This is a genomic window from Streptomyces sp. Wb2n-11, assembly GCF_001049855.1.
Lineage (GTDB): Bacteria > Actinomycetota > Actinomycetes > Streptomycetales > Streptomycetaceae > Streptomyces > Streptomyces altiplanensis.
This window is the reverse complement of the sequence record NZ_CVPB01000001.1, coordinates 6,322,366-6,334,657: the sequence shown is the minus strand read 5'-3', so window position 1 is coordinate 6,334,657 and position 12,292 is coordinate 6,322,366. Positions and strand designations below refer to the sequence as shown.

15 protein-coding genes are annotated in these 12,292 nt (G+C 69.1%); all 15 read left to right on the top strand.

Annotated elements, in window-relative coordinates; all coding sequences use genetic code 11:
- Positions 1–884: 884 nt before the first annotated feature.
- The 15 genes from BN1555_RS28975 (at position 885) to BN1555_RS28910 (ending at position 12,073) form a co-directional block, all read left to right on the top strand.
- Positions 885–1,100, top strand: a complete 216-nt coding sequence (locus BN1555_RS28975; RefSeq protein WP_093802113.1) for a DUF5999 family protein — start codon at positions 885–887, stop codon at positions 1,098–1,100.
- 82 nt (positions 1,101–1,182) lie between these two features.
- Positions 1,183–1,347, top strand: coding sequence for a hypothetical protein (locus BN1555_RS39170; protein WP_176710156.1), 165 nt, complete (start codon positions 1,183–1,185; stop codon positions 1,345–1,347).
- Between the two features lie 178 nt (positions 1,348–1,525).
- On the top strand, positions 1,526–1,981 hold the full coding sequence (locus tag BN1555_RS28970; RefSeq protein WP_093802112.1) for a hypothetical protein: 456 nt from the start codon (positions 1,526–1,528) through the stop codon (positions 1,979–1,981).
- A gap of 183 nt (positions 1,982–2,164) precedes the next feature.
- Positions 2,165–3,088, top strand: a complete 924-nt coding sequence (locus tag BN1555_RS28965) for a Scr1 family TA system antitoxin-like transcriptional regulator (RefSeq protein WP_176710155.1) — start codon at positions 2,165–2,167, stop codon at positions 3,086–3,088.
- Positions 3,085–3,282 carry a hypothetical protein gene (locus tag BN1555_RS28960; RefSeq protein WP_093802110.1) on the top strand — a complete coding sequence of 66 codons (198 nt, stop codon included), beginning with the start codon at positions 3,085–3,087 and terminating at the stop codon, positions 3,280–3,282. The genes BN1555_RS28965 and BN1555_RS28960 overlap by 4 nt, the downstream gene beginning before the upstream one ends.
- Positions 3,279–4,094, top strand: coding sequence for an SAM-dependent methyltransferase (locus BN1555_RS28955; protein WP_093802109.1), 816 nt, complete (start codon positions 3,279–3,281; stop codon positions 4,092–4,094). Before BN1555_RS28960 ends, BN1555_RS28955 begins: the two co-directional genes overlap by 4 nt.
- Complete coding sequence (locus tag BN1555_RS28950) at positions 4,091–5,947, top strand: glycoside hydrolase family 15 protein (protein WP_093802108.1); 1,857 nt, start codon at positions 4,091–4,093, stop codon at positions 5,945–5,947. The genes BN1555_RS28955 and BN1555_RS28950 overlap by 4 nt, the downstream gene beginning before the upstream one ends.
- Positions 5,948–6,085: 138 nt before the next feature.
- A complete protein-coding gene (locus BN1555_RS28945; RefSeq protein ID WP_141662895.1) occupies positions 6,086–7,618 on the top strand; it encodes an ATP-binding protein in 1,533 nt (510 codons plus the stop codon).
- A 47-nt stretch (positions 7,619–7,665) separates the two neighbouring features.
- Entirely contained in the window at positions 7,666–8,112 is a 447-nt protein-coding gene (locus BN1555_RS28940; RefSeq protein WP_093802106.1) for a roadblock/LC7 domain-containing protein, read from the top strand.
- 4 nt (positions 8,113–8,116) lie between these two features.
- A complete protein-coding gene (locus tag BN1555_RS28935; protein ID WP_093802105.1) occupies positions 8,117–8,479 on the top strand; it encodes a DUF742 domain-containing protein in 363 nt (120 codons plus the stop codon).
- A complete protein-coding gene (locus tag BN1555_RS28930) occupies positions 8,457–9,074 on the top strand; it encodes a GTP-binding protein (RefSeq protein WP_093802104.1) in 618 nt (205 codons plus the stop codon). Before BN1555_RS28935 ends, BN1555_RS28930 begins: the two co-directional genes overlap by 23 nt.
- A complete protein-coding gene (locus tag BN1555_RS28925) occupies positions 9,071–9,598 on the top strand; it encodes a GAF domain-containing protein (RefSeq protein WP_093802103.1) in 528 nt (175 codons plus the stop codon). Before BN1555_RS28930 ends, BN1555_RS28925 begins: the two co-directional genes overlap by 4 nt.
- A 57-nt stretch (positions 9,599–9,655) precedes the next feature.
- Positions 9,656–10,864: an acyl-CoA dehydrogenase family protein gene (locus tag BN1555_RS28920; RefSeq protein ID WP_093802102.1), complete on the top strand. Its 1,209-nt coding sequence runs from the start codon at positions 9,656–9,658 to the stop codon at positions 10,862–10,864.
- Between the two features lie 76 nt (positions 10,865–10,940).
- Positions 10,941–11,441, top strand: a complete 501-nt coding sequence (locus BN1555_RS28915) for a LuxR C-terminal-related transcriptional regulator (RefSeq protein ID WP_093802101.1) — start codon at positions 10,941–10,943, stop codon at positions 11,439–11,441.
- 5 nt (positions 11,442–11,446) lie between these two features.
- Positions 11,447–12,073, top strand: coding sequence for a hypothetical protein (locus BN1555_RS28910; RefSeq protein WP_255306223.1), 627 nt, complete (start codon positions 11,447–11,449; stop codon positions 12,071–12,073).
- The last annotated feature ends 219 nt before the right edge of the window (positions 12,074–12,292 follow it).

The following is a 12,292-nucleotide window of genomic DNA, read 5'->3' as shown; positions in this document are numbered from 1 at the left end:
GAGGATTACCAGCGCGACGTCTCCGGAGACCTGCCCCAGCCGCACGTACCGCTCGACAAGCGGCGTTGAAACCAGGCTCTACCTGGCAGAACGCGGATGGCGTCATTCCCTTGCCCATGCCCCCGATACGCGAGCGCCCTATCACGATCAGAAAATCCTGGTCAAGCGCCTCAGATGAAGTGGGGTGAAGTGGGGTGGCGCGGGTGGTGACGGGTGCCGGACCCGCCACGCACGTCTCGACACCCTGACGAATGACCGAATTAACCTCCTTTGTCGACGGAGTCGGCAAAGGAGAGTCAGCAATCAAGGCCCCTTCCCGGTATCGAAGTGGGGAGAAGTGGGGGTGGCTTTTTGCTACCGGCACAGCCCCCAAGGGGCAACGCTATTCACAGCTTCACGCGATACCAGGAACGTGCATGCGACTGCGCAGCCCCCGGCCGACGGGCGAGTTCACAGCGGTGAACCCCGCCGCCGGGAGTGCGCCGCGGTCAGTGGCGCACTGTTCGCACGGCGCAGCGCAGGCCACTGGCTCGCTCCGCCTTACACCCCCAGAAGGGAGTAGTTGATGGAACGCCCCGCCAGACGCCGCACGATCAAGGTCTTGGCCGCGACGGAGGCGATTGTCGACCACCCCAAGAACGGGGCAGGTACCAGCGCACGGCACTGGACCCCCGTGCACGCCGTGTGCAGGTGCCCTGCCCTCGGGCTCCGGGTCTCAACCGGAAGGTGCTTGGTGCCACTGCGGCACTATTGCCCCCGCGAGGACGGAGTGAGGCATACGGCCATGGCGCCCATGCCTCCCGGCTGCCGCGGTGAGGAATTCCCCCGCGGCAGCCGGTCCCCCTGCCCCTGTCGATCCGCGCAGCTTCCCCCAAGGAATCGCCATGTGCACCCACATGCCTGCCTGCCCTTCCGCCGACGCCCCGGACCGCGAAGCCTCGGTCGTCATGACGCACTGCTCGCAACCTGGCTACAGCATGCTGTGCAACGGCGTCATCGCCTTCGAGGACACCGGATGCCTGAAGCCGAACGGGGAGGCCGTCGAGCCTCGCCGTCCCCTTCCGCTGGTCAGGGACGTTCCGAAGGTGGTCGGCGCGTGATCACGCGGACGCCTCTCCTGTCGGCGCCCAAAACCTTGGCTATCCGGCTCCTTCCGACCGGCAGCCGTCCTTCCGAGGAGCCATGAGCACCGAACCGACGATTCCAGCAGGCACAGCTGGCGAGCCGCAGGCCGCTCAGCCGTCCTGCTTGCGGGGCTGGCGACCGTCCCGCAACGCGGTCCGCATCGGCGTATTCGCCGTGGCCGTGGCCATTTTGATCATCGCTGGTGAGATGCGACCCGTGTGACCCGCCGGCCACTGAGCTGTCTGCCTCCTGCTGGTCCGCTGTGCCGATCTGCGGACATCCGGCGGTGGCCTCGGAGCCCCTTCTGTGGATCGCCACCTTCGCTTTTGCCCTGACCATGATCACCCTGCCGCACTGACCGAATCCGCCCGACGGACCCCTCGCCCTGACCGGAGAGCTGATGACTCCCCTCCTGAGCACCCACCCCTGGCAGTTGCACTTCAGCGAGAGTCCCCTCCCGCCCGCGCTGCCGCGGGCCTTCGACGTCGTCCACGTCGGCATGGGGCTTGGAATGTCCGCGCTCACCACCATGCTCGACACGAAGCAGGCGGTCGGGCCGCTGCTGTGCTGCACAACTCATCGGATGCTGCTCGTTCCGGTCGAGTCCGGAACCGCCGACCTGTGGAGAGCCGCGCATTCCGCGTGCACCACGGGTTCGAGACTGATGTGTGTGACGCAGGGCTACCAGCGGTCCTGTCCACCGCGTTTGTGGGTCGCTCCACCGGAGCCGCTGGCTGCCTCGATCACCGCGCCGACAGGGCTTTACGACGCCCTCAGCCTGATGCGGGCGCGGATGCGACAGCCCGCAGTGCGCCCGCCGTCCGGCACCCCTGCCCGGGAGGTGTGTCATGCCTGACTTCTTCGTCCCGGCCGCTGTCCGCACCGGGCGCCGTCGCCGCTCACACCGGCGACAGCTTGCGCCTTCCTCCCGCGGTCACCGCCGTTTTCCTGCCCACCGGGCCCCACCGCTCCAGTCCGCCTGAGACGCGGAAACCGTCGTGAACCCGCCCCGCCCCCGCCCCTTGATGGGAACCCCACCGTGCTCCATGCCGTCTCGCCACCACCGCCTACGGAACTGCCGCAGGCGCCTGCCCGGATCGTGCTGGGCGTCTACCTGCGTGGCCTGCGCCAGGCGAAAGGCGAAACACTGGAGGCGGCGGCCCGCGCCGCCGGCCAGTCGGCCTCGGCCGTCAGCCGGTGGGAGCGCGCCGAGTCCCCGATTTCCCCGGCCGCGGTGCAGAGGCTGCTGCTCCACTACGGCGTAGCAAAGCAGCACGTCGACTACCTCGTCCGGAGCCTGCCGCCGCAGGACTACACCCGCAGCGAGCACGAGGAGCAGGGGTATGCGAAACGCGCCCCGTTCGACCACTGGGCGGACGTGGCGGGCGAGGAGGCGATGGCGCGCTACATCGCTGTGATGCGGACGGCGAGCGAGATCCTCCAGTTCTGCGTGCAGGTGCCCGCGGGCCTACGCACGCAGGCGTACCAGGAGGCGGTGCTGGACCCCGCGGTCTGCGTCACCGCGGATGAACCGGTGCTCGGGCTGCCCCGGTGGGTGCACACCATCACGTGGGCCCAGGGGCAGCGGCGGACGGTGCTGCTGGACGAGACCGTGCTGACCAAGCCGGCCGGCGGCTACGAGGTGATGGGAGGCCAGCTGCGGCATCTGGCCGAGCTGGTGAGCGGTGAGGATGCGGATGCCGGGGGACTGGTCATCCGCATCCTGCCGATGAGCCAGATCCTGTTCGTGCACACGCTCCACTGGCCGGCCGAAGTAACTCTCCATGGGCACCGCCTGGTGACGGGCCTGGGCCTCTTCCCCAGCTACGAGAGCGGCTCGCGCGCTGCGCGGACGGTGAGCGCCGGTCTGCGCGAGGCCCTGTCCGCCGCCTGCGGCCGCGAGGAGACACACCAGCTGCTCGTGCGCGCCGCACACACGATGGAGCGGAGGGCCGCCTCATGACCCTGGCCCGGTTCCTGGCCTGCCTGCTCGGGCCGCCTCGCGAGGTTCCCATGGCGCGGCTGCTCGACCTCGATCAGGGGGAGTTCAACCGCCGTGTCCGAGCCGTGCGCGACACCGGCGCCATCAGCACCCAGCGGGGTGTTGTCCCGTGCGCCGTGTGCACGCGGCAGAGCAAGGAGGCCGACGCGCGATGAGTGGCTGGACCCCTTCAGAGATCTTCCTCAGGCCGACGGTTGCCCGGGTGCAGGACCATCTCGACGGCGGGAGGGACAATTACACCGTCGACCGGGAGCTGACCCGGGAGCTTCTCGCCGTCGCGCCCTGGCTGCCGGCCAGCGTGCGCATCAACCGCGCCCACGGCCCCCGAATCCTGGACTGCTTCACCCAGCAGCTCGGCATCGACCAGGTCATCGATCTGGGCTGCGGCCTGCCGCACGACGACCACTTGAGCCTGCCGGATGCCGTACGGCACATCGTCTACGTCGACAGCGACCCCATGGTGGAGGCTCACGCGCGGATGAGTCTGGCCGAGCGCACCGGCACCGCCTCGCTGCTCGCGGACCTGGCGGACATGCCCGCCCTTCTCGCCGCTGCGCCGATCGAGCGGCTCGACCGTGGCCGTCCGATCGGGGTGCTGCTGCACGACGTCCTGCCGTGGATCGGCGCCGACACGGCCCGCACCGTCCTGACGGCGCTGCATGACTGGCTCCCGCCGGGGTCCGTGCTCTCGCTCACCCACGCCACCGGCGACTTCGCCCGCCAGGGGCAGCTGGTGCGGCTGAGCGGGGTCTATGAGAAGGCCGGAATCGCCTTCCGGCCCCGGACCAGTGAGGGCATCAAGTCCTTGCTCGGCTCGTGGACGCTGCTGGACGGCTGCGGGCTGGTGACCACCGCCACCTGGCGGCTCCCCAGCACCACCACCGTCCGGCCGCCCGGCCCGCACACCCTCTTCGACCATTCCCATGCCTACGCCGCACTCGCCACGACCGGAGACCAGACCACATGAACACGCCCACCTTGAACACGCCGCTCACCGTGGACAGCCCCCGGCTCATCGAGGACTACGCGCTCATCGGCGACATGCAGACCGCTGCTCTGGTCGGCCGGGACGGATCGGTCGACTGGCTGTGCCTGCCCCGCTTCGACTCGGCCGCCGCATTCGCCGGGCTGCTCGGTACGGACACGCACGGGTTCTGGCGGATAGGCCCCGCCATCCCCGCGGGCGCGCCCGCCCCGTACGCAGACCGGCGCCAGTACCGGGGGGACACGCTCATCGTCGAGTCCGAGTGGGACACAAAGAGCGGCACGGTCCGCGTCCTGGACCTCATGCCGCCCCGGGACGGGCACGGCCCGCAGGTGATCCGGATCGTCGAGGGCGTCACCGGCACGGTGGACATGACATCGACGCTGTCCCCGCGGTTCGACTACGGCCGGACGATGCCGTGGATCTACGACGAGGGCGGGCGGACGGCCGCGGTCTGCGGGCCCGACGCACTGTGGCTCGATACCTCGGTGCCCGGCCGGGAGAAGGACGGCACCATCAGCCACACCTTCACGGTCACGGCCGGCGCGTGTGTGGCCTTCGCCCTGACCTGGCAGCCTTCGCACGCCCCCGCTCCCGAGGTCCCCGACGCAGGGGCGGCGCTCGCACAGACCAGCGACTTCTGGCAGCAGTGGGTCCAGCAGCTGGCCTACGACGGCCGGTTCCGCGAGCCGGTCGTGCGTGCCCTGATCACGCTCAAGGCGCTCACCTACGCCCCCACCGGCGGGATCGTCGCTGCGCCCACCACCTCGCTGCCCGAGGAGCTCGGCGGGGTACGGAACTGGGACTACCGGGCCTGTTGGCTGCGCGATGCCTCGGTCACCCTGTCCGCGCTGCTGCGTACCGGCTACCGCGAGGAGGCCGTCGCGTGGCGGCGGTGGCTGCTGCGCACGCTCGGCGGTGATCCGCAGAACCTGCAGATCATGTACCGCCTGGACGGCCGCCGGGAGCTGCCCGAGCGGGAGCTGGGCTGGCTGCCCGGATACGAGGGCTCACGCCCGGTCCGGATCGGCAACGGCGCGGTGCACCAGCTGCAGCTGGATGTGCCCGGCGAGGTCATCGAGACGCTCGCCTTGGCCCACAAGTTCGGTGTCGCACGGTGCCAGAGCACCGAGGGTCTGATCCTGAAGCTCGTCGAGTACGTGCGCCGGCACTGGCGCGAGCCCGACGACGGCATCTGGGAGGTCCGCGGCAAACCCCGGCACTTCACACACTCCAAGTTCATGTGCTGGGTGGCGGTCGACCGTGCGGTCCGTCTCGTCGAGCAGGGGGTGCTCGGCGCCGACCTGGACGAGTTGGTGCGCCTGCGCGAAGAGATCCATGCCGAGGTGTGCGAGCAGTCCTACGACCCGGTCCGCAACACCTTCACGCAGTCCTACGGCTCCCGGGAGCTGGACGCCTCGCTCCTGCTGTTGCCGCGCACCGGGTTCCTGCCGGCCGACGACCCGCGGGTGGTCGGCACCGTGGACGCCGTCCGCAGGGAGCTGAGCACCGACGGTGTCCTGGTCCACCGGTACCCGACGGCCGGCCGGCGTGAGGGCATGGACGGACTGCCGGGCGACGAGGGCTCGTTCCTCCTGTGTTCCTTCTGGCTGGTCGACGCCCTGGCGCTCACCGGCCGGCTGGCCGAGGCCGAGGAGCTGTTCGAGCAGCTGCTGACGCTGCGCAGTGACATGGGCCTGCTCGCCGAGGAGTACGACCCGGCCACCGGGCGGCAGTTGGGGAACTTTCCGCAGGCGTACTCGATGCTCGGTCTCGTGGACAGCGCCGTCCTGCTGCACGAGCTGGCGCGAATGAAGACACCGGTGACGGCATGAACCGCGCCTCGTCCCGGCCGTTGCCCACCGCCCTCTTCATCGACGCATTGATACGGCACGGCCAGCTCAGTCTGTTGCGCATACAGCTGCGGAACGCCGACCGGTCCCCCGTCGGATCTCGACGGCAGGAGGAATGCCATGTCTGATCAGGCAGCTCAGGTTGGGGGGCCGTCCGGCCGTCGCCGGCGTGCGCACGCCGGCGACGCCGTGGTGCTTCCACCTGCGTTGATATCCAGCGCCCTCACAGGGGCGGCAGTGGCGGGCGGGTGGATGCTCGACGGCTTCGAGGTGCTGCCTGCTCCTCTCGGTATCGCGACTGCGGTCGCTGCGGCCGGATGTGTGCTGTGGTGGACCGGAGCTCGTGTGCTCGGTGCCCGTCGGAACCTGCTGCGGGAAGGTGAAGCCCGCAAGGATCGCGATGAAGCCCTCCGGGCTTTGGAAGCAGTCATTGCTGCTGTCAATGAGGGGCGTCAGAAGGTCCGTTGGGCAGCCGAGCAGGCTGAACAGGGCGCCACGCACACCAGTTTTTCTCCGCCTGTCGCCCCGGCGCGCACTGGGGATGTCCGCACCGACGCGGTGACCCTTTTGCAGGCGGCCTTCGAGGAGTCGTGGAGAACGGTGCTGGCGGCCGCGGCCCGCCAGCACCAAAAGCTCAACGCCCAGGCCGAACTGGCCGAGATCTTCAAGTCGATCGCTCCTCGGCTGCAGAGTCTGGTCAACCGCAGCATCACCGAAATCTCCGAGGTCGAGAGGACCATCGAAGACCCGGAACTGATGGCCATGGTATTTCGCGTGGACCACCTTCAGACCCAGATCCGGCGCGTGGTCGAAAGCCTCGCAGTGCTGGGCGGCAGCACTCCTTCGCGTGACAGCGCGCCCGTCCTGCTGGCCACGGCGATCCGGCGTGCCGTTGCGGAGATCCCCGAGTATCAGCGCGTGCGCGTGGCAGCGTCCCAGCACACATCTGTCGCACTTCCGGGTTACGTCAGTCCGAACGTGGTGCACTTGCTCGCTGCCCTGATGGAGAACGCGACCAGGTTCAGCAGCGACAAGGTGGAGGTCTTCACCCACCAGGCCGGCAGCGGGATAGCCATCGAACTGCTCGACCGTGGTACCGGCATGTCGCAGCCGAAGCGGGAAGCACTCAACCGTCTGCTGGCCGCCCCCGAGACGCAAGATCTCCGGGCCCGCCTGCGGGAGGGGCGGATCGGCCTCCTGGTCGCCGCTCTCCTCGCGAAGCGCCACAAGATCACCATCCGGCTGGCGCCCAACATCGTCGGCGGGACCCAGGCCGTCGTGGTCATCCCCCAGGATCTGCTGGTCTCCCCCGACATGCAGAGCCTGAACAACAGGCCTCCTACCCAAGATCCGCGTCCTTCCATGCCGTCCGGCCCTGCGCTGGGGCCACGCACAAGGCCGCGCCCGGACGACACCGCCGAGCTGCCCCGGCGCATCCAGCCTGCGTTGCCGGGAGACGAAGCGGTCGCGGCGGCCTTGCGTGACCAGAGCGAAGGCCGGCCGGCCCTGCCGCGTCGCGGCGAGGCGAGGCGCCGTGTTTTGCCGTCTGCTCCGCAGGCGCCGGCGGGAAATGCAACGGGTGGCCTGATGGCGCACTTCAGCTCCCGCAGACCGTCCAAGGACACCCCCACCTCCCAGTCGCACGACGCCTGAGACACCCCTCGCCCTCTCGTACTTCCCACCCTGGCCAGGAGAGATCCATGCACACCGACGGCACTTCGACCGCACGCCAGCAGCTCAGCAACCTGCTTGAGGGCCTCCTCAAAAAGGCGCCCGGCACTACAGGAGCTCTCCTGGGCTCCGGTGACGGACTGAAACTGGCCTTCACCCAGCAGTCGAACGATCACGCCGACAGTCTGGCGGCCGTCATCTCCGGCTTGTACTCGCTCGGGCGGCAGCAGTTCAAGGACGCCGCGGGCGGGATCCGCCAGGTGGTCGTCGAGCACGACGCCGGCAGCCTCTTCGTGATGAGTGCCGGTGCGAGGTTCACGGATGACAGGGCGGTGAACACCGTCTTGGCCGTCGTGGCCGCTGCGGACGCGGACCCGGGTCAGGTCGGCTACGAGATGGAGACCTTCATCGGCGGTCTGGCTGAGCACCTGGTCGTGCAGGCCCGACCCAACTCCTTCGGCGGGTCGGGGCGGTGAGGCGGTGACCGGCGGCTGGAACGACAGCTCCTTAGAGGATGTCCGCCCCTACACGATCACCGGGGGTCGCACCCACTCCCATCACACACTCCACCTCACCACCTGCCTCATCACCCGGCCGGCCGCCCCAGGGGCGGTCCAACCAGGCCCCGAGGGCGAGGCGCTGCTGCTGCACTGCAGCGGAGTCCCCCGCTCCGTTGCCGAGCTCGCCGCCCGTCTGGGCCAGCCCGTGCAGGTGGCGAAGGTCCTGATCGGAGACCTTCTCGACTGTGACGCGCTGGCTTTGGCCCCTGCCTACCGAGCCACGCCTGATGACGATGTAGAGCTATTGGAGGCACTGATTCATGGTCTACGCACTCGGCTCTGAGGCGGGGAGCGCGGCGGCTCCCCTGGCGGAGCTGAAGATCGTGGTGGCCGGCGGCTTCGGTGTCGGCAAGACCACGATGGTGGCCACGCTGAGCGAGATAGCGCCGTTGACGACCGAAGAAGTCCTCACCGACGCCGGCCGGGGCATCGACGACCTCACCGGAGTCGCGAAGAAGACCACCACCACCGTGGCCATGGACTTCGGCCGGATCACGTTCACCGACCCACCACGCCCCATGATCCTTTTTTTGTTCGGCACACCGGGACAGGAGCGCTTCTGGTCCGCCTGGCCCGACCTCTCGTACGGAGCGGTCGGGGCGGTCGTCCTCGCCGATACCCGTCGCCTGGGGGACTCCTTCACCGCGGTGAGCTACTTCGAGCAGCTGAAGACACCGTTCGTCGTCGCCATCAACGAGTTCGACGGCGCCTACCGCTACCCGCCCGAGGAGGTGCGCCAGGCCCTCGAGCTGGACCCCGGCGTCCCCGTGCTCACCTGCGATGTCCGAGAGCGTGCATCCGCCATGACCGTTTTGATCCGACTCGTCGAACACAGCCTTCGGTATCGCCGTCACCTCACCCCCGGAGCCCTCGCATGACCTTCTCCGCTGACCTCCCACGTCCCCGTGCCCCCCAGACGGAGCGCGATGACCTACTGCGTGCCCTCGGTCTGGTCGCCCCCCAGGCGGAGCTCGACGCGTTCGCCACCCAGCTGGCCCAGGAGGCCGACGTCCCCTACGCCATGGTCAACATCTTCGGAGCCGAGCAGCAGCTCTTCGGGCTGCACACCCCCGGCGAGGAGAGCGACCTGCCGACCGTCGGCCGCAGCATGCCCCTCGGTCATGGCTTCTGCCCCGAAGTCGTCGACCGCAAGATGGCCCTGGTCCTGCCCGACGTGTTCGCCTCCCCGCGGTTCGCGGGCAACTCCGTCGTCGACCTCATCGGGATCCGCACCTACGCCGGCGCTCCGCTTCTCCACGGCGACACAGTGCTGGGCACCGTGTGCTTCGTGGGCCCCGAGCAACGTGACCTGAGCACCGGCCGCAGCTCCCTGGCTCTCATCAAGCAGCGACGCGACGACGTCATGACCTTCCTCTGCCAGCGTGCCGGCATCCAGCCGTAGCCCGCGTTCACACCACCTCGTACGTCAAAGCGACCAACAGAGAGGGAAGCCCACACAATGCCCGACGTCTATCTCGAAGAACGCCACCACCAGCTCCGCTCGGAAGTACGCGCGTTCGCGGAGTCCAAGGTCGCGCCGCGCATGGCGGACATGGAGCGCACCGAAGAGATCGAGACCGAACTCGTGTCGGAGATCGCCCGTCAGGGGTGGGTTGGCGTCACCGTCGACAAGGCCTACGGCGGTATGGGGGCCGGCCACCTCGCCAAGACCATCACCATTGAAGAGCTGTCCCGGGTCAGTGGCGCGATGGGTGCCGCCGTCCAGGCTTCCCAGCTCGGCGCCGCCAAGATCATCCATTTTGGAAACGAGCAGCAAAAACGCACCTGGCTGCCGAAGTTCGCCGACGGTTCCTGTCTGCCCACCATCGCGGTCACCGAGCCCGACTCCGGCAGCCACGTCCTGGGCATGCAGGCCACCGCACACCGCGACGGCGACAGCTATGTCCTCAACGGCCGGAAGATCTACATCGGCAACAGCCACATCGCCCATCTGCACGGCGTCGTCGCCCGTACCGGGCCGGGTTCCAAAGGCCTGTCCGCGTTCCTCGTCGAAGCTGACCGGCCCGGCCTTTCCCTCGCCCCGCACAAGGACACCCTCGGCCTGCACGGCTTCAGCTTCGGCGAACTCATCTTCGACAACTGCCGCATACCGGCAGCCAACCGTCTGGGCGAGGAAGGAGAAGGACGCGACGTCGCCTACTCCTCCAGCATCCTGTACGGGCGTCCCAATCTCACCGCCGTGGCCCTCGGCCTGCACCAGGCCATTCTGGAAGAAGTCACCCGGTTCACCGCCGAGCGCCACCGTGGCGGCAAGCCGCTGCACGACATGCTCCACATCAAGCTGAAGGTCGGCCAGATCAAGTCGCGGGTGATGACGTCCCGCCTCGCCGCGTACCACGCCGCCCACTTGCTGGACACCGGTGCCGCCTGCGACGCCGAGCTGATGAACGCGAAGCTGATCAACGTCGAATCCACCCTGGACTCCGCTCGGGCCGCGATGGAAATCCACGCCGCGGCCGGACTGATGGACGACGTCCCCATCGGCCGCTACCTGCGCGACGCACACCACATCTTCGCCCCTGCCGGCACCTCCGACATCCAGCTGCTGCGCCTCGCCGAGGTTGCGCTCGGCCAGGCCAAGGGCCAGTGGTCGCAGCGCCTGTCCGCCGTGCTCTCCCCTGCTCCTGCACCAGCCGCCCTGACCTGACGGCGGTGTCAGGACGCCTGAACCGCCCACCCACGCCGCTGTCTGCTTCCTGCCCGCTTCGACCTCTGGAACATCAATGACCGTCAGTTCCGTATCCGCTGCCGACCACACCCTGATGACGCCGACCGAGATGCGCGTTGCCGAGCAATTGGTGACCGGGCAGTCCAATGACCAGGCAGCTGAGGCGCTGGGCATGCAGCCGGGAACGTTTAGGCGACACCTGACCAGGATCGGCTGGAAACTGCAGGCGACCAGCCGCCCGGCCCGCGCCCACGCGGTTCTCAGCAGCGGGCAGATCGACCCGCCCGTCACGTCGCTGGAACGCCCCAGCCTCTGCGAGGACGACCTGCTGCTCCTCAAGGCGGTCGCCGAGCACTCGGAGAACCAGGACATTGCCCGCACCGCCCGCATCCACCGCACAGAGGTGCGGGCGAAACTGGCCGGCCTGGTGAAGAAGACCGGGGCGGACAACGCCGCCCATCTGGTGGGCCTGGCACATGCATGGGGCATTCTCGGCGACACCTCAAACTCTCAGCCCGCACCCACGGCAACGGCCACGGCAGGCCCGGCCCGATGAGCAACATGAGCAACCTCATTGACGGCGACCGGCGGCCGCCGGCGGGCGGCAGGTGCGCCGCGCCGGTCTACGTGCTGCTGCCGATCGACACCGACGCTGCCCGTGCCGAAGCCGCGGCCCTGGCGGAAGACCGCGCCCGCCTGCTCGCCGGCCAGGGCATCACCGTCTCCGCCGACCCCACCAGGGCCCTTCTCCAGGAACCCGGCGCCCTGGGGCTGTACGAGGACGGCATCCTCGCCGGCGCTCTCGTCCTGCACGAAGATCCCGATATGCGCCACTGGGGTGCCGACGGCCGCGAGCCGGGGCTTCTGGTCTCCCTCGACCCCGCGACGGTCGGCTCCAGCCAGGTCGGGCGGCTGCTCACCCTGTGGCTCGCCGACCACGCGGCCGACAACCATCTGATGTGGGTCTGGTGCGAAGTGCCGTCCCGCCCCGGATCCGTCGACGCAGCGAGCGAGTGGCTGCTGAAGCACTTGCGCGGCCTCGGGTGGCAGACCCGTACTCCGGCCGTCCTGAGCCCGGCCGGTGGCCGCGTCGCCCGTCTGCGGCTGGGCGCCGAGGCCAGGCCCGCGCTGGCCGCAGCGATCTCCACTCCACCCGCCGGCGCGCCTGCGGCGGTGAGGACGCCATGAGGGCACTCCACCGTCTCCCGCCCTCGGCCGAGCACGCGCATCCCGGGCGCCGACCGTCTGTTCCTGCTCACCGGCGCCGGTCACAAGGCCACCACCGGCCTCCTCGGCCACGCGACTTTGAGGTCTTCCTTCCCGCTGTTGCACATCTGCCGTCCCGATCCGACAAGGACACCCATGCTCCGCACCTCCTCCCGTACGGGGAGTCCTGCCTCACCCTGC